The organism is Mesorhizobium sp. ESP-6-4, from assembly GCF_020164735.1.
Taxonomy (GTDB): Bacteria; Pseudomonadota; Alphaproteobacteria; order Rhizobiales; family Rhizobiaceae; genus Mesorhizobium.
In genome coordinates, this window is record NZ_JAIUGS010000004.1 from 140,797 (window position 1) to 161,181 (window position 20,385).

Genomic DNA, 20,385 nt, shown 5'->3' on the forward strand with positions numbered 1-20,385 from the left:
TCATTCCCAAAATGGCCTGATGCCTTCGCTATGGGCGTCGCAGCGCGAGACGCCGATATCCTTGAGCTGCTCGTCCGTCATCTCCATGAGCGCGAGGCGGCCGCGCCTGCGCTCCAGCATCCGGTCGATCTGCCTTACGACGGAACGGAGCACAACCGCCATGCGGCCGACGAACCCGCGATGGGCCAAGGGATCGACCTGCGCGCCAAAAGCCGGGCGAGCATAGCGAATTGTCTCGATTGTATCCATTGTCATTCTGCCTTGTTCCGATTGTACCTTCCCAATCGCGAGATCGATATGAATTGACTCATCGCGCGGTGCAATATAGAAAATTGTCACCATGACAAATTGGCTCCCCGATCTTTCCTCTGGCTCCGGTCCGCTCTACCAGCGTCTTGCTGACAGCATTGAGTCAGATATCGACAAGGGCGTCATCGACGCCGGTGCAAAACTGCCGCCGCAGCGCGACCTCGCCTATGACATCGGCACGACCGTCGGCACCATCGGCAGGGCCTATCAGCTGCTGCGCGAGCGCGGCCTGGTGAGCGGCGAGGTCGGCCGCGGCACCTATGTGCTAGGCCAGCGCGCCGCAGACCCGAAGCCGGATTTGGAACCTGCCATCCAGGGCACGCGTCCCATCGATGCGCCGAGCGGCAAGCTGCGCTTCGACAGCACCGCCGCGCCCGATGTCGGCCAGGGCGCGGTGATTGCCGACATGCTGGCACGCACGGCGCAGGAGCATCCGCACGACATTTCGAGCTACACGCGGGACTTTCCCGAACGCTGGTACGAAGCCGGAAGCCGCTGGCTGGCACGCAATGCCTTCCGCCCCTCGCTCGATTCGATCGTGCCGACGCTGGGCACCCATGCTGCGGTCATGGCGGCGATCGCGGCGCTGACCATGCCCGGCGACTACGTGGTCTTCGAGCACCTCACCTATTCGCAGATCGCGCGCAGCGCAGGGCTGATCGGCCGCCGCACGGCGCTGGTTTTGACTGATGAGGGCGGTATCGACCCGGATGATTTCGAGCGCGTCTGCGCGCAGAAACATCCAAAGCTGATGTTCCTGATGCCGACCGCGAAGAACCCGACGCTGGTGACGTTGTCGGCGGAGCGACGGCAGGCGATCGCCAAGATCGCGCGTGAGTACAATGTTGCGCTGATCGAGGACGATCTTTACGGCGAGCTCACCGACGACCCGACACCGCTGCTGGCCGAATATGCGCCCGAGCGCACGATCGTCGCCGGCGGCCTGTCGAAGTCGGTCGCGGCAGGCGTGCGCGGCGGCTGGCTTTCCTGCCCGCCGGCCTATCGCCACCGCATCCGCGTCGCCCACAAGATGATGACCGGCGGCCTGCCCTTCCTGCTGGCCGAGGTCGGCACGCGGCTGGTGATGTCGGGCCAGGCGGGCGAGATCCGCAAGCGCTGCATTGGCGAAATCCAGGTGCGCCTCGCTATCGTGCGCGAAGTGCTGGCGGGTTTTGATTTCAAGGCGCGCGACAACGTGCCCTTCGTCTGGCTGACCTTGCCGGACCCGTGGCTGTCCGGCACTTTCAAGAACGCCTGCCTGGCGCAAGGCGTGCTCATCGACGACGAGGACGAGTTCAAGGCCGGCCGCTCCGAGCAGGTCTTTCACGGCGTGCGCTTTGGCGTGTCGCAGCCGCGGCAAAGCTCGGATGTCGCCGGCGGCGTCGCCGTCATCCGCCGCCTGCTTGACGAAGGCCGCGCCGGCTACGACAGTTTTTCCTGATCAAGCTGGCGAGCTCTAGGCCCTGGCCTCCGCCGGCAGGGGCCGTTTTCCGGCTTTTTTCCTCATCCGGTGGGGTGTATCGCGCGAAAGCTTGCGATAAGAGAGGACTCGAAAACTCCCCTCTTCCACGGACAAAACTTGCCGCTCATGACCATTTCCAATTCCGTGCCGATCACCCCCGAGCTCGTCGCCGCGCATGGGCTGAAGCCGGACGAATACCAGCGCATTCTCGATCTGGTCGGCCGCGAGCCAAGCTTCACCGAGCTCGGCATCTTCTCGGCGATGTGGAACGAGCACTGCTCCTACAAGTCCTCCAAGAAATGGCTGCGCACGCTGCCGACCAGCGGTCCGCAGGTCATCCAGGGTCCAGGCGAGAATGCCGGCGTGGTCGACATCGGCGACGGCGACTGCGTCGTCTTCAAGATGGAGAGCCATAACCACCCCTCCTACATCGAACCTTATCAGGGTGCCGCGACCGGCGTCGGCGGCATCCTGCGCGACGTCTTCACCATGGGCGCCCGGCCGGTGGCTGCGATGAACGCGCTTCGCTTCGGCGCGCCGGATCATCCCAAGACCCGGCACCTTGTCGCGGGCGTGGTTTCGGGCGTCGGCGGCTACGGCAATTCCTTCGGCGTGCCGACCGTCGGCGGCGAGGTCAATTTCGATGCTCGCTACAACGGCAACATTCTGGTCAACGCCTTCGCGGCGGGTCTCGCCAAGACCAACGCCATCTTCCTGTCGCGGGCCAAGGGCGTCGGCCTGCCGGTCGTCTATCTCGGCGCCAAGACCGGGCGCGACGGCGTCGGCGGCGCCACCATGGCCTCGGCCGAATTCGACGACAAGATCGAGGAGAAGCGGCCGACCGTGCAGGTCGGAGATCCCTTCACCGAAAAATGTCTGCTGGAGGCCTGTCTCGAGCTGATGGCGTCGGGCGCCGTCATCGCCATCCAGGACATGGGTGCGGCCGGCCTCACCTGCTCGGCGGTCGAGATGGGCGCCAAGGGCGATCTCGGCATCGAGCTCGACCTCGACAAGGTGCCGGTGCGCGAGGAGCGCATGAGCGCCTATGAGATGATGCTGTCGGAAAGCCAGGAGCGCATGCTGATGGTGCTGCGCCCGGAAAAGGAAGAGGAGGCCGAGGCGATCTTCCGCAAATGGGGGCTCGACTTCGCCATCGTCGGCAAGACCACCGATGATCTGCGCTTCCGCGTCATCCATCAGGGTGACGAGGTCGCCAATTTGCCGATCAAGGACCTGGGGGACCAGGCGCCGGAATATGACCGCCCCTGGGTCGAAGCGAAGAAGCCGGCGCCGCTTGCCGCAAACGACGCGCCGAAGGCCGATGTCGCCGACGCGTTGCTCAAGATGCTGGGCGGACCGGACCTCTCTTCGCGCCGTTGGGTGTGGGAGCAGTATGACACGCTGATCCAGGGCAATTCGTTGCAGCTTCCAGGCGGCGATGCCGGCGTCGTGCGCGTCGAAGGTCACCCGACCAAGGCGCTGGCCTTTTCCTCCGACGTCACGCCGCGCTACTGCGAGGCCGATCCTTACGAAGGCGGCAAGCAGGCTGTGGCCGAATGCTGGCGCAACCTGACGGCAACGGGCGCCCTGCCGCTTGCTGCCACCGACAATCTCAATTTCGGCAATCCGGAGCGGCCGGAGATCATGGGTCAGCTCGTCGGCGCCATCAAAGGCATCGGCGATGCCTGCCGCGCGCTCGGCTTCCCGATCGTGTCGGGCAATGTCTCGCTCTACAACGAAACCAATGGCCGCGGCATCCTGCCAACCCCGACGATCGGCGGCGTCGGCCTCATCGCCGACTGGTCGAAGATGGCGCGCATCGGCTTTGCTGCCGAGGGCCAGATGATCGTGCTTGTCGGCGCGCCACCGACATGGGGCAGCCATCTCGGCCAGTCCGCCTATATGCGTGACATCCATGGCCGCGCCGACGGTCCGCCGCCGCCCGTCGACCTCGCGCATGAGAAGCGCGTCGGCGACCATGTGCGCTCGCTGATCGCTTCCGGCATCGTGACATCGGCCCACGATGTCTCCGACGGCGGCCTGGCGGTAGCGCTGGCCGAAATGGCTATGGCCTCCGGCATCGGCGCCACCATCCCCGGCCTCACCGGCACCGACCCGATTCCGGTCTGGTTCGGCGAGGACCAAGGCCGCTATCTATTGACGTTATCGATCGACCCGCAAAGCGGCGAATGGGACAGGATCCGCGAGGAGCAGAGCAAGCTCGGCATCTTCGCGCCATGGATCGGCACCACCGGCGGACGTGAATTGAAGCTGGGTGACGCACGGCCGATCCCGGTCAGTGAATTGACCGCCGCCCATGAGGGCTGGTTCCCGCGCTTCATGGATCAGGCCAGTTGACCAGAAACATGTCTCCCGAAAGTGTGCAGCGGTTTCGGGAAAAAGACATGCCTACGACAAAAGACCTAAATCATGTCGCATAAATCCTTTTTTATGCGACATGATTTAACCGCCAGGGCGCTGGTCGCAGTCGTCTTCTGGCCGTCTCTGTTCTTCTTCTGGTTTCTCGGACCGTTCGCCCTGTTCCTGCTGTCGACGACCTCGAGCGAGGTCTGCCCCCGGCTAGAAACCCGCGCCGAGTTCCTGGCGGCGGCAAACGGCACGCTGCCGATGCTCATCGTGCAGAGCCTGATCTACGCGGTTCCAATCGCCTGCCTCGTGCTGTGGAACAGGTTTTCTCCGGAGCCGGCGCGGGCAAAGCACATCGCGACCTGCATCAAGCTCTTTGCCGTTGCCGCCGCGGTCGGGGCGGTTTGGGACTATGGCTCGTCCTTGATCTGCGACGGCTACGGTCAGGCCTTCTTCTCAACTGCATGGCGGATGACGAGCTATCTTCCCATCGTCGGCCTGCTGATCAACGTCCCGCTCTACGTGCTGGTCTTCAGCCTCGGCCGCGCCTATTCGACGCGCGATGACATCAGCGAGGACGGTGTGGTTCATCCGAGCCCGGATAATTCCTAGGCTTCCTTCTGCGACGGAACGGCTTCAATCCGGGCTGGAAAGGTTCTAGGCTCTACCCCGAGTCACACCACACAGCCTGCCCGCTTGAAACAGGATTTTGCCATGGCAATGGATGCCCACGACATCGAAAAACTGATCAAGGAAGGCATTCCCGACGCCAAAGTGACCGTCCGCGACCTGGCCGGCGACGGCGATCATTATGCGGCCGAAGTGGTGGCCGAGAGTTTCCGGGGCAAAAGCCGCGTCCAGCAGCACCAGATGGTCTATGACGCGCTGAAGGGCAAGATGGGCGGTGTCCTGCATGCTCTGGCGCTGCAGACCAGCGTTCCGGACTAGTGCTTGAAATCTGACGGCTCGTATTGGAGTTGTAGGTCCCTTAGCGCGGAAATTTGCCGGGGATGACCAATTTTTTGAGTCCTTCGCGAATCCCCGTGTAGGCCTTTTCGTTGCGTTGAACCATGAGCGCGATGGCCGCCTCGGATGCCTTGTCAGGGTGACCTGAATCAAAGGGAGGAGACGGGTCGTACTCGATCCCGAGTTGGATGGCTTGCGCGACCTCCGGTCCAGCAAGTTCGGCGACGATGCGGAATGCGAAGTCAATCCCCGAAGTGACGCCGCCCGAGGTGAAGACATTGCCGTCGCGCACTACCCGGCCCTTTTCGTGACTGGCGCCGACCAAGGGGAGCAGATCGACGTAGGCCCAATGTGTCGCAGCCCTACGTCCCTTCAACAACCCGGCTGCACCAAGAAGAAAGGCGCCCATGCAAACAGAGGTTACATATTCTGCCTGCTCGCCCTGGCGGCGAATGAAATCGATCGTCTCGAAATCGGCGAGAGCTTCTACGACGCCTGCGCCACCGGGCAGGCAAATCAGGTCTAGCTGGGGACAGCTCTGAAACGTGCAGGTGGGCATGATGCCGAGACCGCGGTCGCTCGAAACCGGTAGCATGGTCTTCGCGACAACGTGGGTTCTCGATTGAGGGAACTTGCTGGCCGCAGAGATCGAGGCAGGCGTTCCAAGCCGGCTCAAGACTTCAAACGGGCCAGTAAAGTCGAGTTGCGTGATTCCAGGGAAGATCACGAAGCCGATATCGAAACCGGACATGCCGCATTCGCCTCCAAATGCCCACACGCCGGCTTGGCGCAGTGGAGATCATCGCGCTTGGTGAAGATATGCGCAACGGGTCACAGCTCCGAGGGGCAGATCTGGGCCGGGAGACGTCTTCCGCGTCGGGCACCAAGCTCAGATTCATCACTACGAATCCACCGTCACTCGGTTTGGCCCAAACCGCGCCGACTTTTGCGCCATTGGGCCAGCGTCACGGCTAACGTCTTGTTTCAGCCAACCTATGGGTTTATTTGAAGGACATGCTTCGAGCCTGACTCCCACAGGCATGAAAGGATTGTCCATGACCGGCATCAACGACTACATCGATAATGAAGTGAAGAGCAACGACGTCGTGCTCTTCATGAAGGGCACCCCCGGCTTCCCGCAATGCGGGTTCTCCGGCCAGGTGGTGCAGATCCTCGATTATATCGGGGCCGACTACAAAGGCGTCAACGTGCTCGACTCGGCCGAATTGCGCCAGGGCATCAAGGATTATTCCAACTGGCCGACCATCCCGCAGCTCTATGTGAAGGGCGAATTCGTCGGCGGTTGCGACATCGTGCGCGAGATGTTCCAAGCCGGTGAATTGCAGGACTTCCTGGTCGAAAAGGGCGTCAGCGTCAAAGGCGCCGCCTGATCGGATTGCGTCGGCGACCGGCCGGCGGACACTAGCTTCCGGGGCCGCCCCCACCTCGGCATTGTAGTTCTCGGATTTGAGAACGAGACGAATGGATGCGCCGGTAATCCGGCGCATGTTCGTTTGAAGAATCGGATTTCGCGGTGGACAAGCAGGCAGCAGCGCAGCAATCGGCAACAAGCTTGCCCATTCCGCGCTGGGAATTCATCGCGCTCTGCGCGGCGCTCATGGCACTCAACTCCCTGGCCATCGACATCATGCTGCCGGCGCTTCAGCAGATCGGCGCCTCGCTCGGCGTCGAGAGCGAGAACCACCGCCAATATGTGATCACCGCCTATATGCTTGGCTTCGGCGGCGGACAGCTTTTCTTCGGACCCATTTCGGATCGCTTCGGGCGCCGTGCGCCATTGGTCTTCGGCCTTGTCGTCTACGTCGCCGCCGCGGCTGCCGCCGCCGTCGCGCCGAGTTTCGCCCTGTTGCTGACCTGCCGCCTGATGCAAGGCTTCGGCGCGGCGGCGACCCGCGTCATCGCCGTCTCGATCGTGCGCGACACGTTCGAAGGGCGGCGCATGGCCGAGGTGATGTCCCTGATCTTCATGGTGTTCATGGCAATTCCGGTGGTCGCGCCCGGCATCGGCCAGTTCGTCATGCTGTTTGCCAGTTGGCATTGGATTTTCGTCACCATGGCCATCGGTGCGCTGGTCGTGTCGGCGTGGGCGCTGTTGCGCCTACCCGAGACGCTGCATCCGGAATATCGCCGGCCGCTGACGGTAAGCTCCGTCGCCGGCGGCTTCCGCATCGTGCTCACCAACCGCCTCACGCTTTGCTACGCCTTTGCCAGCACCTTCATCTTCGCGGCCATGTTCGGCTTCATCAGCTCGGCCCAGCAGATCTATATCGACATCTTCCATGTCGGCGAATTGTTCCCGCTGATCTTTGCCGGCGTCGCCGGCGTGCTGGCTTTCTCGAACTATCTGAATTCGCGGCTGGTCGGACAGATCGGCATGCGCCGCCTATCGCAAGGCGCGCTGCTTGTCTTCCTGTGCATCAGCCTTGCCTGGCTGGTGGTCTCGCTGGAGATGCAGATGCCGCTCTGGCTCTTCGTCACCTTCTTTGCCGGCGCGATGCTGCCATTCGGCGGACTGGGCGCGAATTTCAATGCCCTGGCCATGGAACCGCTCGGCGAGCTCGCCGGCACCGCCGCGTCCATCCTGGGCTTCATGCAGACCTTCCTCGGTGCCCTCATCGGCGCGGCGATCGGCCAGGCCTATAATGGCACGGTTACCCCTCTGGCCGCCGGCTTCTGCAGCGTCTCGGTCGCCGCTTTGCTGATGATCCTGATCGCCGAGCGTGGCAAGATGTTCCAGCCCCACAATCCCCCAGTATCGGGGCACGTCACCGATCTGCATTAGACGCTGTGTGGCCGGCACCCTTGCCGGCCAGAGCCGGCACGGGCCCCTACTCGGCCCAGAGCTCGTGTCGCAACTCGTCCCAGCTTTGCTTGTCCGGTGCCACCAGCAGGCCGCCATCGACATGCGAGGGCAGGTAGGCGCTGCCGTCGACGCGCGCGACGTAGCCGCCGGCCTCCTGGTGGATCAGCGCGCCCGCGAGATGATCCCACGGCATCAGCTTGTTGTAGAGCACGAAATGGGCGTGGCCGCTGGCCAGAAGCCGGTATTCATGCGCCGCGCAGCGATAGGCGAATTGCGACAGCGTCTTGGTCTGGTTGCGGGCGAGCCGCGAGCGTTCGGGCTCTTGAAGAAACTGCCAGGAAACGGAACCGGTCATCTGCGACATCGGCACCGGCGCCGCGACGCGAACCTTCTCCAGCGCGCCATGCGCATGGCGGATATGGCTGCCGGCGCCTTTGGCGCTGATCAGCCAGTCCTTGCCCACCGGGTCATGAATGATGCCGGCGACGGTCTCGCCGTTGACGACGACGCCGGCCATGACGCCGAACAGCGGCACGCCGGAAGCGAAATTGAAGGTGCCGTCGACCGGATCGATGACGAAGGCAAGCGCAGCATCGCCAAGGCCAGACAGCAGCGCCGGGTTATCGGAGCAGGCTTCCTCGCCGACCACCATGGCGTCCGGATAACGTTCACGCAGCCGGGCGGTGATCAGCCTTTCGGCGTTGACGTCCGCCTCGGTGACGAGGTCGGCGGCGGACGTCTTCTGGCGCACGTCGCCCTCGCCCAGCCGGCGGAAGCGCGGCATGATTTCGGCGTTTGCGGCACCGGCGAGAAGCTCGGCCAGCCAGTCGATCGCGTTATCGTCAAATCGCATCAGAAATGTCTTGTCCCGGGTTTGCATCGAGGCCCGCGAAGTCGAACAGCTTCCTGTCCATGAGATGCGAGGGCCTTACATTGGCCATCGCGCGGATCATCGTGTCCTTGCGGCCCGGCATGCGCTTCTCGATGTCGTCGAGCATCGCCTTCATGGCGTTGCGCTGCAGCCCTTCCTGGCTGCCGCAGAGGTCGCACGGGATGATCGGGAATTTCATCGCGTTGGCGAATTTTTCGAGGTCGGCCTCGGCGCTATAGGCGAGCGGCCGCAGCACCATGACGTCGCCTTCGTCATTGAGGAGCTTGGGCGGCATGGCGGCGAGACGCCCGCCATGGAACAGGTTCATGAAGAAGGTTTCGAGGATGTCCTCTCGGTGATGGCCAAGCACCAGCGCCGAACACCCTTCCTCGCGCGCGATGCGGTAGAGATGGCCGCGCCGCAGCCGGGAGCAAAGCGAGCAATAGGTGCTGCCCTGCGGCAGCTTGTCGGTCACCACCGAATAGGTGTCCTGGTATTCGATGCGGTGGGCAATGCCGTTGGCGTTGAGATAGCCGGGCAGGATGTGCTTCGGGAAATTCGGTTGGCCCTGGTCGAGATTGCAGGCAAGCAGCTCGACCGGCAGCAGGCCGCGCCATTTGAGGTCGAGCAAAAGCGCCAGCAGGCCGTAGGAATCCTTGCCGCCCGACAGCGCCACCAGCCAGCGTTCGCCCGGCTTCACCATGGCGAAATCCTCGATCGCCTGGCGGGTGAGCCTCAACAGCCGCTTGCGCAGCTTGTTGAACTCGACCGAGGACGGCACGTCGCGGAACAGCGGGTGGAAACCGCCGTCGGTCTCATCGTCGATCGCCTCGAGGGATTTGACATCTGGCAGCATATTCATGGCGCCGGCCCCATGGTTCTGTTGGCGCCCGGCTTAGCGGACCTGACCGCCAAAGAAAAGGCCGCCTCGAAAGGCGGCCTTGGATGCACCGGCTGATTGATGTCGATCAGCGCGAGTAGAATTCGACGACCAGGTTCGGTTCCATCTGCACGGCGAACGGAACGTCCGAAAGGCCGGGAACGCGAGCGAAGGTCGCGGTCATCTTGTTGTGGTCGGCTTCGATGTAGTCCGGCACGTCGCGCTCGGCGAGAGCGACCGATTCCAGCACGATCACGAGCTGCTTCGACTTCTCGCGCACCTCGATAACGTCGCCCGGCTTGCAGCGATACGAGCCGATGTTCGTGCGCTTGCCGTTGACGTTGACATGGCCGTGGTTGACGAACTGACGGGCGGCGAAGATGGTCGGCACGAACTTGGCGCGGTAGACCACCGCGTCGAGACGCGACTCGAGCAGGCCGATCAGGTTCTCGGAAGTATCGCCCTTGCGGCGGTTGGCCTCTTCATAAACCTTGCGGAACTGCTTTTCCGAAACATCGCCATAGTGACCCTTCAGCTTCTGCTTGGCGCGCAGCTGCAGGCCGAAGTCGGAAAGCTTGCCCTTGCGGCGCTGGCCGTGCTGGCCGGGGCCGTATTCACGCTTGTTGACCGGGGACTTCGGGCGGCCCCAGATATTTTCGCCGAGACGGCGGTCGATCTTGTATTTCGCGGATTCGCGCTTGCTCATCGCATTCCCTTTCAAAACAATATACCCGGAGCCCCATGGCTCCGGGCGAAGGAAACGCGCCCTCCTCTGGCCTCCGTTTTCGAGACCTGACAGGGTTTTCTACGCAAAGCGACGGAAAACCCACGGGACACGTCAAAAGAAACCACCGGGCGTCGCCACCCGGTGTTGGTGGGCCTGTTAAACAGAGATTTAACCGGTGTCAAGCTTACGGCTGGCAGCGCGGGTCGCAACCCGATAATTTCCCGCGTGGCGTGCGGTGCCGGTTGTGGCGAAGGCCGTCGGCAGCAGAGCGGCTTGTGCTTTCAAGGAGCTGCCCTGCTCTGCCATCTTAAATGAAGGGACTGGAGCAGAGGAGTCCGAATTCCCATGAAGAAGTTCTTCCTTACCCTGACCGGGGCCGCTGTATTGGCGGGGTCTATGGCGGTCATGACCCCGGAACCTGCCATGGCCAGGCATTGGAGCGGCCACAGGCAGATATGCCGCGTCGTGGTGACGAAAAGAGTGGTCTGGCGCCACGGCCATCGCCACGTCATCCGCTACAAGATCAAACGCTGCTGGTGGCGCCGCTAGCTCATCTTGCGCCAAAAAAAGAGTTGACGGAGGCCCGCGGCCGACGCCGCGGGCCTTTCATTCGACCTACGACTTCTTGCTGGGCAGACTTTTGCGCTTGGTCTCGGCGAACTCCTCGAGCTGCTTTTCGCTCATCGATTCATACATTTCGCGCGAAGCGCCCTTGAGCTCGCTCTTCTTCGTCTCGCCGCGCTTGGCGGACAGCGCTGCGCCGGCGGCCTTTTGCTGGGCTTGCGATTTGGCGGGCATGGCGGTTTCTCCCTTTGCTGTGAGAAGAAACGCCGGGCTGAAGCGGCAGTTCCAGCGGCAGCGGCTCGGCCCGCCGGCTGCGTGAGTTGGCCATTAGGCGGCCGACCTTGGCGGGATCCTGGCAAGCCTTCCCGCGCCCGGAATGCCAGTGTAGGACGGTTGCATGAAATCCCTGAACGATCCCTCACAGGCGCTTTCCACCGGCCTTGCGGAAATCCGCGCAGAATTCCACGTGCCGGATGGATTTCCGGCTGCGGTAATCGCCGCGGCGGAGGCGGCGGCAAAGCGTGTGCCCGACCAGCATGCCGACCGGACGGCAATGCCCTTCGTCACGCTCGATCCGGCGAGTTCCACCGATCTCGACCAGGCCTTCTCGATCGAGGCCAGCGGCGGCGATCTTCTCTTGCACTATGCCATTGCCGACGTGGCCTGGTTCGTCGAGGACGGCGACGCGATTGATCTCGAAGCCTGGGGCCGGGGCGAGACACTTTACTTGCCGGACGGCAGGGCCGGGCTCTACCCGCCGGTGCTCGCCGAGGCCGCGGCAAGCCTGTTGCCCGATGGGCCGCGTCCGGCAGTCGTCTTCACCGTTCGGGTCGCCGAGGACGGTGCGGTGAAATTGGATGGCGCGGAGCGCGCCATCATCCAAAGCCGCGCCAAGCTCGCCTATGACAGCGTGCGGGCCGCCGACGTTCCGGCCGGCTTCGCGGAACTGGCGCGGCGTATGGCGGCAAACGAACAACGCCGCGGCGCTTCGCGCGTCGATCCGCCCGAGCAGGAGGTGGAAAGGCTCGTCGACGGCACGTTCCGGCTTTCGTTCAGGCCGCTGCTGCAATCCGAGCAGGACAATGCAGCACTTTCCCTGGCCGCCAATATGGCGATTGCCGACGCCATGCTGGCCCACAAGACCGGACTGTTCCGGGTGATGCCGGGGCCGGACGCCTCAAAGGTGCAACGGCTGCGCAACGCGGCACAGGCGCTCGGCCTGTCCTGGCCGGCCTCCACCAGCTTGCGCGACTATCAACGCACGCTCGATCCGGCCGACCCGAAACAGGCGGCGCTAATGCTGGAAATCCGCCGCGCAGGCAACGGCGCGTCCTACCAACCCTATCAGGAGGGCACCGTCCCCTGGCATGAGGCGATGGCCGCGACCTATGCCCACGCCACCGCGCCGCTCAGGCGGCTGGCCGATCGCTACGTCCTGCGCTGCGCGCTGGCGATCGCCAATGGCCAGCCCGTGCCGCAGGCCGTCACCGACGCCTTCGCCAGATTGCCGAAGGTGATGGGGCGCGCGGATGCCCGTGCCTCGCAGATCAGCCACGCGGCAATCGACCTTGCCGAGGCGGTCATGCTCAAGGGACATGAGGGCGAGACGTTCGAGGCCGTCGTCACCGACTTCGTCGACCGTGGCGTGCGCGTGCAGCTTGCCGACATGCCGGTCGTTGCCAGCGTGAAGGCTTCAGGGCTCAGACAGGGCGACGGCCTGACGCTAAGGCTGGTTTCGGCCGATCCGGATCAACGCAGCATCGTCTTCGAACCTGCCGCGCCGGCTTGAGCGCTAAGGCGCGGTCAGTCCAAAGCCCTGGATGAGCCGCCTCGTGGCGAAATCCACCTTGCCCGAGGTGAAGACGGCAAGATCGGGCTCACTTACGCCGGATGTGTCCCCAACGGGTTCAAGCAGCGACATGGCGCGCCGCGCGATCGCTTCGGCCGGATCTATCCAGTCGACCGGCCAGGGCGCGGTCTTGCGCATGCGGTTGGCGAGAAACGGGTAATGCGTGCAGGCAAGCACGACGATGTCGGTGCGGTTGCCGTCGCGCTCGATGAAGCAGGGCGCAATTTCGGCACGCACGGCTTCTTCGTCGACGAAACCCTGGCGCATATAGATCTCGGCGAGCCCCGCCAGCCGATCGCTGCCGACCAGGCGCACATGGCATTTCTGCGCCCATTTGCTGATCAGGTCGCGCGTGTACTGGCGCTTCACCGTGCCCGGCGTCGCCAGCACCGATACCAGGCCGGAGCGGGTGCGTTCGGCCGCCGGCTTGATCGCCGGAACGGTGCCGACAAAGGGATGGCCGGGGAATTTGTCGCGTAGCGCATCGATCACCAGCGTCGAGGCTGTATTGCAGGCAATGACCGAAATCGCCGGCTGGAGCCGGTCGAGCAATTTGCCGAACAGCGCAAGGATGTGTTCCTTGAGCGCCGGCTCTTCCCAGGCGCCATAGGGAAACGCCGCGTCGTCGGCGACATAGACGAAGCGGCGGTCGGGCATCAGCACGCGTGCCTCGCGCAGCACGGTCAGCCCGCCGACGCCGGAATCGAACATCAGGATCGGGCGCTCGCTTGATCGATCGCTCATTGTCATCCGGTTATGAGAAACGACAGGCCCGGAATTGGACCGACGCGCTTCTATCGCGAATGATCGTGGTCTTGAAGAGGCGAATGCGAGCAGCTTTTGCGCAGTCGCTAGAACATGATGCCGAAAAGTGCCAAGCGGTTTTCGGACGACATCATGCTCTATCTCACTCATATCCCGCGCTTGCCAAAGCCGGCGGGGCGCGGCCTGCCGAAGGGCTGCGGCGCGGGCGGAATGTGAGCGGCTGAAGCGGCAACCGCGGCGCGCGGAGCGGCCGGCGCAGCGGCGTGTGCAGCGCGCGTCGATGCCGGCAGCGGGCCATCGAAGTCGAAGACATCGGTCAACTCATCGATGTTGCTGCCCGCGACGGGCTTCGCCCACCAAATCGTGCACCAGAGGCCGAATACCGAAAACCCAAGCAGGTTCAGCCCGCCCGGAATGCTCTCGGGGTCGCCGAATTTGACGACCAGCAGCACGCCTGCCTGCAGAAGGGCGTAGACGGCCGAAAGGGCGATGTAGGCCCACAGGATCCAGCGGCGTCCGTTGGCGTCGCGGGTGCGGCGCGAGGCGATGTTGCCGCGAAGCGCGACGAAGATGAGAGAGGCGATGAGAACCGCGCCTGCCATGCCCTGGCGCGACGGACCCGGCCCTGAATTGAGCAGCCCTTCGAAACCGATCGTGCTGACAATGCAGATGACGATCACCACGGTTTCGGCTACGGCGAGACCGAGAGAGTAAAGGAAAAAGCGCAGTCGACCAATATTGGACGTAAACATGTGCCACCCCCACTATTGCAGCAAGGATGAGGCGCAACCGAATAAAATTCGGTTACTTCAAATGCTCACAGCTTACCGATCTTAACTTTCTTCGTCTTTGGCGCGACTGCGCGCGCCGGCCGGCAATCGTCTCGGATCGTCGCCGGGCGAGCCGTCGCCGCGCGGCATGGCCGGCGAAAACCTGTCGAGCGAGGAAATGATTCCGCGCAGCACCTTGAGCTCGGGCTCGGCGAAGCCCGGGCGCGTCAGCACTGCGCGCAGATTGTCGACCATCTTCGGCTTCTTTTCTTCTGGGCGAAAATAGCCGCGCGCTTCCAGCGCGTTTTGCAGGTAGGCGAACAGGCTGTGCAGCTGCTCCTTGGGCGCCGGTACCAGCTCCGGCCCGGAGAAGTTGGTCTGGGTCTCGTCGGCGAGGCCCGACTTCATCCATTCATAGGACATGAGCAGCACCGCCTGGGCGATGTTGAGCGAGGAAAAGCCGGGATCGACCGGAAAGGTGACTATCTCGTCGGCGAGCCCGACCTCGTCATTGTAAAGGCCGAAGCGCTCGCGGCCGAACAGGATACCGGTGCGCAGCCCGGCCTCGCTGCGCGCCCTTAGCGCCCTGCCTGCTTCCACCGGACCGCGCACCGGCTTGAAGCCGTCGCGCTCGCGCGCTGTCGTGGCGAAGACGAAGTTCAGGTCGGCGACCGCCGAGGGCAGATCGTCGAACACCCTGGTGGCGTCGATGACATGGTCGGCGCGGCTGGCGGCCGCGCGCGCCTTCTCGCTCGGCCAGCCGTCGCGCGGGTTGACCAGCCTGAGCTCGGATAAGCCGAAATTCGCCATGGCCCTCGCGACCATGCCGATATTCTCGCCGAGCTGTGGCTCGACCAGGATGATCGCCGGTCCGGTCTTGGTTGTGTCTTCGATGGCTGGCATGGGTTGTGGGTAACCGGGGTTTGCGGCGTTTCGGCGTCCCCTGCCACATCCGGATCGAAAAATGAAGCATTCACAACAGCGGCACCCGTCTGCCCCGGCGCGGATCGCGGTTTGCGCGCTGAAAAAGCCTTTGATATACGCTCCGCATCCCCGGCCGAAGCCATGCGGGCAAGGCCGTTCAGATCCCCCAGCAACGAGGCATTCTTTCCATGGCGAAGATCAAGGTGGCGAACCCGGTCGTCGAGCTCGACGGCGACGAGATGACCCGCATCATCTGGCAGTTCATCAAGGACAAGCTGATCCACCCCTATCTCGACCTGAAGCTGGAATATTACGATCTCGGCATCGAGCACCGCGACGCCACCAACGATCAGGTGACGATCGATTCGGCCAATGCCATCAAGAAATGGGGCGTCGGCGTGAAATGCGCGACGATCACCCCCGACGAGGCGCGCGTCGAGGAATTCAAGCTGAAGAAGATGTGGAAGTCGCCCAACGGCACCATCCGCAACATTCTCGGCGGCACCATCTTCCGCGAGCCGATCATCATGAAGAACGTGCCGCGCCTGGTGCCGGGCTGGACCAAGCCGATCGTCGTCGGCCGTCATGCCTTCGGCGACCAGTACCGCGCCACCGACTTCCGGTTCCCCGGCAAAGGCAAGCTGACGATCAAGTTCGTCGGCGAGGACGGCCAGGTCATCGAGCATGACGTCTATGACGCGCCGGGCGGCGGCGTGGCCATGGCCATGTACAATCTCGATGAGTCGATCCGTGAGTTTGCCCGCGCCTCGCTGAACTACGGCTTGCTGCGCAATTTCCCGGTCTACCTGTCCACCAAGAACACCATCCTCAAGGCCTATGACGGCCGCTTCAAGGATATCTTCCAGGAGGTCTACGAGAAGGAGTTCGAGGCCGAGTTCAAGGCAAGGAAACTCTGGTACGAGCACCGCCTGATCGACGACATGGTCGCTTCCAGCCTGAAATGGTCGGGCGGCTATGTCTGGGCCTGCAAGAACTATGACGGCGACGTGCAGTCCGACACCGTGGCGCAAGGCTTCGGCTCGCTCGGCCTGATGACCTCGGTGCTGATGACGCCGGACGGCAAGACGGTGGAGGCGGAAGCCGCGCACGGCACCGTGACGCGCCACTACCGCCAGCATCAGAAGGGCGAGGAAACCTCGACCAATTCGATCGCCTCGATCTTCGCCTGGACGCGCGGCCTCGCCCACCGCGCCAAGCTCGACGACAATGCCGAGCTCAAGCGCTTCGCCGAGACGCTGGAAAAGGTCTGTATCCAGACCGTCGAGAGCGGTTTCATGACAAAGGACCTGTCGCTGCTGATCGGTCCCGACCAGCCCTGGCTCTCGACCACCGGCTTCCTCGACAAGATCGACGAGAATTTGCAGAAAGCGATGGGGTAAACCCACATTCGGCATACCGAAGGCTCCGGAAGGAGCCTTCTTTTTTGGTACTCCGACGAGCGGAGGGGAGCGCTGATCGATGGCCAAGCCAATTCTCTACGGCGCGGACTACAGCGTCTATGTGCGCATCGCACGGATGACGCTGGAGGAGAAAGGCGTCGGCTACGAGCTCGTTCCCCTCGACATCTTCGCCGCCGAAGGCATCCCGGCCTGGTATCTGGAACATCACCCTTTCGGCCGCATCCCGGCCTTCGAGCACGACGGTTTTCGACTGTTCGAGACCGGTGCGATCACGCGCTATGTCGACGAAGCCTTCGACGGCCCGGCCTTGCAGCCGGTCGACGCGCGCGGCCGCGCCAGGATGGTCCAGATCAGCGGCATGCTCGACGCCTATGGTTATCGTGCCATGGTCTGGGACGTCGCCGTCGAGCGGCTGGAGAAAACGCAACCGGATGAGCAGCTGATCGCCAGCGGACTGAGCCAGGCTGAGACGGTGCTCAAGGTTTTGACATCGCTGAAGGCGAAAGGGCCGTGGCTGCTAGGCGAGCAACTGACACTGGCCGACCTGCACGCGGCACCGATCGTCGCCTATTTCGTCAAGGTCGCGGAAGGGCGCGATCTGATGGCAAGGTTTGCAGATATGCGCGATTGGTATGCGCGGATAGCCGGACGGCCGAGCTTTATGCGGACGGAAAAGGTCGCTTAGCCGAGCGAATTTGCGAGGCGCTGGCGCAGCCCCTCATTGCCCTGTCGGGCATTTCTCCCCGTAAAAACGGAGAGAAAGAAGCGGTTGCAACGCTGGCTATTGGCGAAAGCCTATGTGACAGCGCCCTTCTCCCCGTTCAACGGGGAGAAGATGCCGGCAGGCAGATGAGGGGCAGCGCCGCCTTTGGCAGACTGGAGCCGGCTCGAACTGGGCCGGTCTCGCTCCCTTAAGCCGCCTCCAGCGCCGCCTTCACCGCCGCGATCGCGTCGTTGGCCCTGGAGGCGTCGGGGCCGCCGGCCTGCGCCATGTCGGGCCGGCCGCCGCCGCCTTGACCGCCAAGCGCGGCGGACGCGACGCGCACGAGATCGACGGCGCTGAAGCGGCCGGTCAAATCGTCGGTGACGCCGACGACCACGCTCGCCTTGTTGTCCTCGCCGGCGCCGACAAAGACGACCACGCCGGAGCCAAGCGTCTTCTTGCCGGCGTCCGCCAGCGGCTTCAGGTCCTTCGGCGCGACGCCGCTGACTGCTTTGCCGAGAAAGCCGACGCCGGCGACGGTCTCGTTGGTGGGCGGAGCATCGGATACGGCCGGGCCGGCGCCAAGCGCCAGCTTCTTGCGCGCCTCGCTGAGTTCCTTTTCGAGCTTCTTGCGTTCCTCAAGCAATGTTTCGACGCGAGCCGGCACATCGGCCGGCGAGATCTTCAAGGTCGCCGCCGCGGCTTTCAGCCGCCTGTCCTGCTCGTCGAGATGCTTGCGCGCCGCCTCGCCGGTCAGCGCCTCGATGCGGCGCACGCCGGCCGCCACCGCGCTGTCCGACAGGATGCGCACAAGGCCGATATCGCCAGTCGATTTCACATGCGTGCCGCCGCAGAGTTCGACCGAATAGGGACGATTGGCCTTAGCGCCATGCAGGCCGGTGCCCATCGACACGACACGCACCTCGTCGCCATATTTCTCGCCGAACAGCGCCATGGCGCCCTCGGCGATGGCGTCGTCGACCGACATCAGCCGCGTCGTCACCGGGCTGTTCTGGACGACGATCTCGTTGGCCATGCGCTCGACCTCTTCGAGCTCGTCGGCCGAGATCGGCTTGTTGTGCGAGATGTCGAAGCGCAGCCGGTCCGGCGCCACCAGCGAGCCCTTCTGCGCGACATGGGTGCCCAGCACCTCGCGCAACGCCTCGTGGATGAGATGCGTCGCGGAATGGTTGGCGCGCAGCTTCGAGCGGCGGGCGTGGTCGACCTTGAGTTCGACAGCCACACCCGTCTTGACTGTGCCTTTGGCCACCTTGCCCAGATGCACGAACAGGCCGTCGGCCTTCTTCTGCGTATCGGAAATCTGGATCGAGAAGCCCTCGCCGGAGATCACGCCGGTATCGCCCATCTGGCCGCCGGATTCGCCATAGAACGGCGTCTGATTGACGATCACGGCGACCGCGTCGCCCTGGGACGCGCTATCGATCGCTTTGCCGTCCTTGACCAGCGCCTGGACGATGCCTTCGGCCTGCTCGGTCTCATAGCCGAGGAACTCGGTCGCGCCGGTCTTTTCCCGCACGGAAAACCAGACCGTCTCGGTCGCGGCTTCACCCGAGCCAGCCCAATGCGCGCGCGCCTCGGCCTTCTGCCGCTCCATCGCGTCGGTGAAGCCGGCGATATCGACCGAGATGCTGCGCTGGCGCAGCGCATCCTGCGTCAGATCGAGCGGGAAGCCGTAGGTGTCGTAGAGCTTGAAAGCGGTCTCGCCGTCCAGCATATCGCCGGCTTTGAGCGTCTCGGTCGCGTCCGAAAGCAGGCCGAGGCCGCGCACCAGCGTCTTGCGGAAGCGTGTTTCCTCGAGCTTCAGCGTCTCGGTGATCAGCGCCTCGCCGCGCACCAGCTCGGGATAGGCCTGGCCCATCTCGCGCACCAGCGCCGGCACCAGCTGCCACATCAGCGGATCCTTGGCGCCGAGCAGCTGCGCGTGGCGCATGGCGCGGCGCATGATGCGGCGCAGCACATAGCCGCGCCCCTCGTTGGAAGGCAGCACGCCGTCGGCCACCAGGAAAGAGGACGAGCGCAGGTGGTCCGCGATGACGCGGAAGGATGCTGCATTCTCCTGGTTGTGGCCGTGCCCGAGCGCCGAGCACGTCGCGTCGATCAAATGCTTGAACAGGTCGGTCTCGAAGACGCTTTCGACGCCCTGCAGGATGGAGGCCATGCGCTCCAGGCCCATGCCGGTGTCGATCGAGGGACGCGGCAGGTCGATGCGCTCTTCCTTCGTCACCTGCTCATACTGCATGAACACCAGGTTCCAGAATTCCAGGAAACGGTCGCCGTCCTCTTCCGGGCTGCCGGGCGGGCCGCCCCAAATATGCTCGCCGCGGTCGATGAAGATTTCCGAACACGGCCCGCATGGGCCGGTGTCGCCCATCGCCCAGAAATTGTCGGAAGTCGGGATGCGGATGATGCGGTCGTCGGAGAAGCCGGCGATCTTCTTCCAATAACCCGCCGCCTCGTCGTCGGTGTGATAGACGGTGACCAAGAGCTTGTCTTTCGGCAGACCGAATTCCTTGGTGATCAGGTTCCAGGCAAGCTCGATCGCGCGCTCCTTGAAATAGTCGCCGAACGAGAAATTGCCGAGCATCTCGAAGAAGGTGAGATGGCGCGCCGTGTAGCCGACATTGTCGAGGTCGTTGTGCTTGCCGCCGGCGCGCACGCTCTTCTGCGCAGTCGCGGCGCGCGAATAGGGGCGCTTCTCCAGCCCGGTGAAGACGTTCTTGAACTGCACCATGCCGGCGTTGGTGAACATCAGCGTCGGATCGTTGCGCGGCACCAGCGGGCTGGAGGCGACGATCTCGTGGCCCTCCTTGCGGAAGTAGTCGAGGAATGTCGACCGGATGTCGTTCACGCCACTCATTGCATACTGCCTTTTTCGCAAGAACCGCCGGCCTGGCCGGCGGCAAATGGGCTTTGGTGTTTCAGAAGATAGATTGGCCTTTTAGCGATAGCTCTTGTGCCTGTC

At 63.6% G+C, this 20,385-nt stretch carries 20 protein-coding genes; 10 read left to right on the top strand and 10 right to left on the bottom strand.

The window, feature by feature from the left end:
• Complete coding sequence (locus tag LB523_RS10235; protein ID WP_411966449.1) at positions 1–342, bottom strand: DUF1127 domain-containing protein; 342 nt, start codon at positions 340–342, stop codon at positions 1–3.
• On the opposite strand from LB523_RS10235, the gene LB523_RS10240 reads away from it, so the two are divergent.
• The 4 genes from LB523_RS10240 (at position 341) to LB523_RS10255 (ending at position 5,086) form a co-directional block, all read left to right on the top strand.
• Complete coding sequence (locus LB523_RS10240; RefSeq protein ID WP_224602532.1) at positions 341–1,750, top strand: PLP-dependent aminotransferase family protein; 1,410 nt, start codon at positions 341–343, stop codon at positions 1,748–1,750. The genes LB523_RS10235 and LB523_RS10240 overlap by 2 nt on opposite strands.
• Before the next feature lie 147 nt (positions 1,751–1,897).
• On the top strand, positions 1,898–4,129 hold the full coding sequence (purL, locus tag LB523_RS10245; RefSeq protein WP_224602534.1) for a phosphoribosylformylglycinamidine synthase subunit PurL: 2,232 nt from the start codon (positions 1,898–1,900) through the stop codon (positions 4,127–4,129).
• 93 nt (positions 4,130–4,222) lie between these two features.
• Positions 4,223–4,750 carry a hypothetical protein gene (locus LB523_RS10250; protein ID WP_224525647.1) on the top strand — a complete coding sequence of 176 codons (528 nt, stop codon included), beginning with the start codon at positions 4,223–4,225 and terminating at the stop codon, positions 4,748–4,750.
• A 102-nt stretch (positions 4,751–4,852) separates the two neighbouring features.
• Complete coding sequence (locus LB523_RS10255; RefSeq protein WP_224602536.1) at positions 4,853–5,086, top strand: BolA family protein; 234 nt, start codon at positions 4,853–4,855, stop codon at positions 5,084–5,086.
• A gap of 40 nt (positions 5,087–5,126) precedes the next feature.
• On the opposite strand, the gene LB523_RS10260 is transcribed toward LB523_RS10255, so the two are convergent.
• A complete protein-coding gene (locus LB523_RS10260; RefSeq protein ID WP_224525640.1) occupies positions 5,127–5,855 on the bottom strand; it encodes a DJ-1/PfpI family protein in 729 nt (242 codons plus the stop codon).
• Positions 5,856–6,159: 304 nt separating this feature from the next.
• Here LB523_RS10260 and grxD point away from each other — a divergent pair, with 304 nt between their 5' ends.
• Positions 6,160–6,495 (top strand): Grx4 family monothiol glutaredoxin, encoded by a 336-nt coding sequence (grxD, locus tag LB523_RS10265; protein ID WP_059185116.1) that lies wholly within the window; start codon positions 6,160–6,162, stop codon positions 6,493–6,495.
• A gap of 188 nt (positions 6,496–6,683) precedes the next feature.
• Positions 6,684–7,907, top strand: a complete 1,224-nt coding sequence (locus LB523_RS10270; RefSeq protein ID WP_411966454.1) for a multidrug effflux MFS transporter — start codon at positions 6,684–6,686, stop codon at positions 7,905–7,907.
• Between the two features lie 46 nt (positions 7,908–7,953).
• Here the strand turns inward: LB523_RS10270 and LB523_RS10275 are convergent, their stop codons facing one another.
• The 3 genes from LB523_RS10275 to rpsD all read right to left on the bottom strand — a co-directional run bounded on the left by LB523_RS10275 (position 7,954) and on the right by rpsD (position 10,385).
• Complete coding sequence (locus LB523_RS10275; protein WP_224602538.1) at positions 7,954–8,781, bottom strand: inositol monophosphatase family protein; 828 nt, start codon at positions 8,779–8,781, stop codon at positions 7,954–7,956.
• The gene (gene ttcA / locus LB523_RS10280; RefSeq protein WP_224602822.1) at positions 8,771–9,655 is read right to left on the bottom strand and encodes a tRNA 2-thiocytidine(32) synthetase TtcA; all 885 of its coding nucleotides are present in this window, start codon (positions 9,653–9,655) and stop codon (positions 8,771–8,773) included. Before ttcA ends, LB523_RS10275 begins: the two co-directional genes overlap by 11 nt.
• Before the next feature lie 112 nt (positions 9,656–9,767).
• The gene (gene rpsD, locus LB523_RS10285) at positions 9,768–10,385 is read right to left on the bottom strand and encodes a 30S ribosomal protein S4 (protein WP_140840172.1); all 618 of its coding nucleotides are present in this window, start codon (positions 10,383–10,385) and stop codon (positions 9,768–9,770) included.
• A 417-nt stretch (positions 10,386–10,802) separates the two neighbouring features.
• Between rpsD and LB523_RS10290 the strand changes: the two genes are divergently transcribed.
• On the top strand, positions 10,803–10,955 hold the full coding sequence (locus LB523_RS10290; protein WP_224602539.1) for a hypothetical protein: 153 nt from the start codon (positions 10,803–10,805) through the stop codon (positions 10,953–10,955).
• Positions 10,956–11,021: 66 nt separating this feature from the next.
• Here the strand turns inward: LB523_RS10290 and LB523_RS10295 are convergent, their stop codons facing one another.
• Positions 11,022–11,204 carry a DUF3008 family protein gene (locus LB523_RS10295; protein ID WP_095765193.1) on the bottom strand — a complete coding sequence of 61 codons (183 nt, stop codon included), beginning with the start codon at positions 11,202–11,204 and terminating at the stop codon, positions 11,022–11,024.
• 163 nt (positions 11,205–11,367) lie between these two features.
• Between LB523_RS10295 and LB523_RS10300 the strand changes: the two genes are divergently transcribed.
• Complete coding sequence (locus tag LB523_RS10300) at positions 11,368–12,759, top strand: RNB domain-containing ribonuclease (RefSeq protein WP_224602540.1); 1,392 nt, start codon at positions 11,368–11,370, stop codon at positions 12,757–12,759.
• A 3-nt stretch (positions 12,760–12,762) separates the two neighbouring features.
• On the opposite strand, the gene murI is transcribed toward LB523_RS10300, so the two are convergent.
• From murI to LB523_RS10315, 3 genes are all read right to left on the bottom strand, one after another.
• Entirely contained in the window at positions 12,763–13,563 is an 801-nt protein-coding gene (murI, locus tag LB523_RS10305; RefSeq protein ID WP_224602541.1) for a glutamate racemase, read from the bottom strand.
• 167 nt (positions 13,564–13,730) lie between these two features.
• Complete coding sequence (locus LB523_RS10310; protein ID WP_224602542.1) at positions 13,731–14,336, bottom strand: hypothetical protein; 606 nt, start codon at positions 14,334–14,336, stop codon at positions 13,731–13,733.
• Positions 14,337–14,417: 81 nt separating this feature from the next.
• Entirely contained in the window at positions 14,418–15,257 is an 840-nt protein-coding gene (locus LB523_RS10315) for an RNA methyltransferase (RefSeq protein WP_224602543.1), read from the bottom strand.
• A 209-nt stretch (positions 15,258–15,466) separates the two neighbouring features.
• Here LB523_RS10315 and LB523_RS10320 point away from each other — a divergent pair, with 209 nt between their 5' ends.
• On the top strand, positions 15,467–16,678 hold the full coding sequence (locus LB523_RS10320; protein WP_095765188.1) for an NADP-dependent isocitrate dehydrogenase: 1,212 nt from the start codon (positions 15,467–15,469) through the stop codon (positions 16,676–16,678).
• A gap of 79 nt (positions 16,679–16,757) precedes the next feature.
• Positions 16,758–17,384, top strand: a complete 627-nt coding sequence (locus tag LB523_RS10325; protein ID WP_224602544.1) for a glutathione S-transferase family protein — start codon at positions 16,758–16,760, stop codon at positions 17,382–17,384.
• Between the two features lie 226 nt (positions 17,385–17,610).
• On the opposite strand, the gene alaS is transcribed toward LB523_RS10325, so the two are convergent.
• Complete coding sequence (gene alaS, locus LB523_RS10330; RefSeq protein WP_224602545.1) at positions 17,611–20,280, bottom strand: alanine--tRNA ligase; 2,670 nt, start codon at positions 20,278–20,280, stop codon at positions 17,611–17,613.
• Positions 20,281–20,385 lie beyond the last annotated feature (105 nt).

What these genes read in the sequence shown, in the direction of transcription:
- LB523_RS10240 (WP_224602532.1), top strand. Translation starts at nt 341, where the DNA reads ATGACAAATTGGCTCCCCGATCTTTCCTCTGGCTCCGGTCCGCTCTAC.
- LB523_RS10235 (WP_411966449.1), bottom strand. Translation starts at nt 342, where the DNA reads ATGGTGACAATTTTCTATATTGCACCGCGCGATGAGTCAATTCATATC.
- purL (WP_224602534.1), top strand. Translation starts at nt 1,898, where the DNA reads ATGACCATTTCCAATTCCGTGCCGATCACCCCCGAGCTCGTCGCCGCG.
- LB523_RS10250 (WP_224525647.1), top strand. Translation starts at nt 4,223, where the DNA reads ATGCGACATGATTTAACCGCCAGGGCGCTGGTCGCAGTCGTCTTCTGG.
- LB523_RS10255 (WP_224602536.1), top strand. Translation starts at nt 4,853, where the DNA reads ATGGCAATGGATGCCCACGACATCGAAAAACTGATCAAGGAAGGCATT.
- LB523_RS10260 (WP_224525640.1), bottom strand. Translation starts at nt 5,855, where the DNA reads ATGTCCGGTTTCGATATCGGCTTCGTGATCTTCCCTGGAATCACGCAA.
- grxD (WP_059185116.1), top strand. Translation starts at nt 6,160, where the DNA reads ATGACCGGCATCAACGACTACATCGATAATGAAGTGAAGAGCAACGAC.
- LB523_RS10275 (WP_224602538.1), bottom strand. Translation starts at nt 8,781, where the DNA reads ATGCGATTTGACGATAACGCGATCGACTGGCTGGCCGAGCTTCTCGCC.
- ttcA (WP_224602822.1), bottom strand. Translation starts at nt 9,655, where the DNA reads ATGCTGCCAGATGTCAAATCCCTCGAGGCGATCGACGATGAGACCGAC.
- rpsD (WP_140840172.1), bottom strand. Translation starts at nt 10,385, where the DNA reads ATGAGCAAGCGCGAATCCGCGAAATACAAGATCGACCGCCGTCTCGGC.
- LB523_RS10290 (WP_224602539.1), top strand. Translation starts at nt 10,803, where the DNA reads ATGGCGGTCATGACCCCGGAACCTGCCATGGCCAGGCATTGGAGCGGC.
- LB523_RS10295 (WP_095765193.1), bottom strand. Translation starts at nt 11,204, where the DNA reads ATGCCCGCCAAATCGCAAGCCCAGCAAAAGGCCGCCGGCGCAGCGCTG.
- LB523_RS10300 (WP_224602540.1), top strand. Translation starts at nt 11,368, where the DNA reads ATGAAATCCCTGAACGATCCCTCACAGGCGCTTTCCACCGGCCTTGCG.
- murI (WP_224602541.1), bottom strand. Translation starts at nt 13,563, where the DNA reads ATGAGCGATCGATCAAGCGAGCGCCCGATCCTGATGTTCGATTCCGGC.
- LB523_RS10310 (WP_224602542.1), bottom strand. Translation starts at nt 14,336, where the DNA reads ATGTTTACGTCCAATATTGGTCGACTGCGCTTTTTCCTTTACTCTCTC.
- LB523_RS10315 (WP_224602543.1), bottom strand. Translation starts at nt 15,257, where the DNA reads ATGCCAGCCATCGAAGACACAACCAAGACCGGACCGGCGATCATCCTG.
- LB523_RS10320 (WP_095765188.1), top strand. Translation starts at nt 15,467, where the DNA reads ATGGCGAAGATCAAGGTGGCGAACCCGGTCGTCGAGCTCGACGGCGAC.
- LB523_RS10325 (WP_224602544.1), top strand. Translation starts at nt 16,758, where the DNA reads ATGGCCAAGCCAATTCTCTACGGCGCGGACTACAGCGTCTATGTGCGC.
- alaS (WP_224602545.1), bottom strand. Translation starts at nt 20,280, where the DNA reads ATGAGTGGCGTGAACGACATCCGGTCGACATTCCTCGACTACTTCCGC.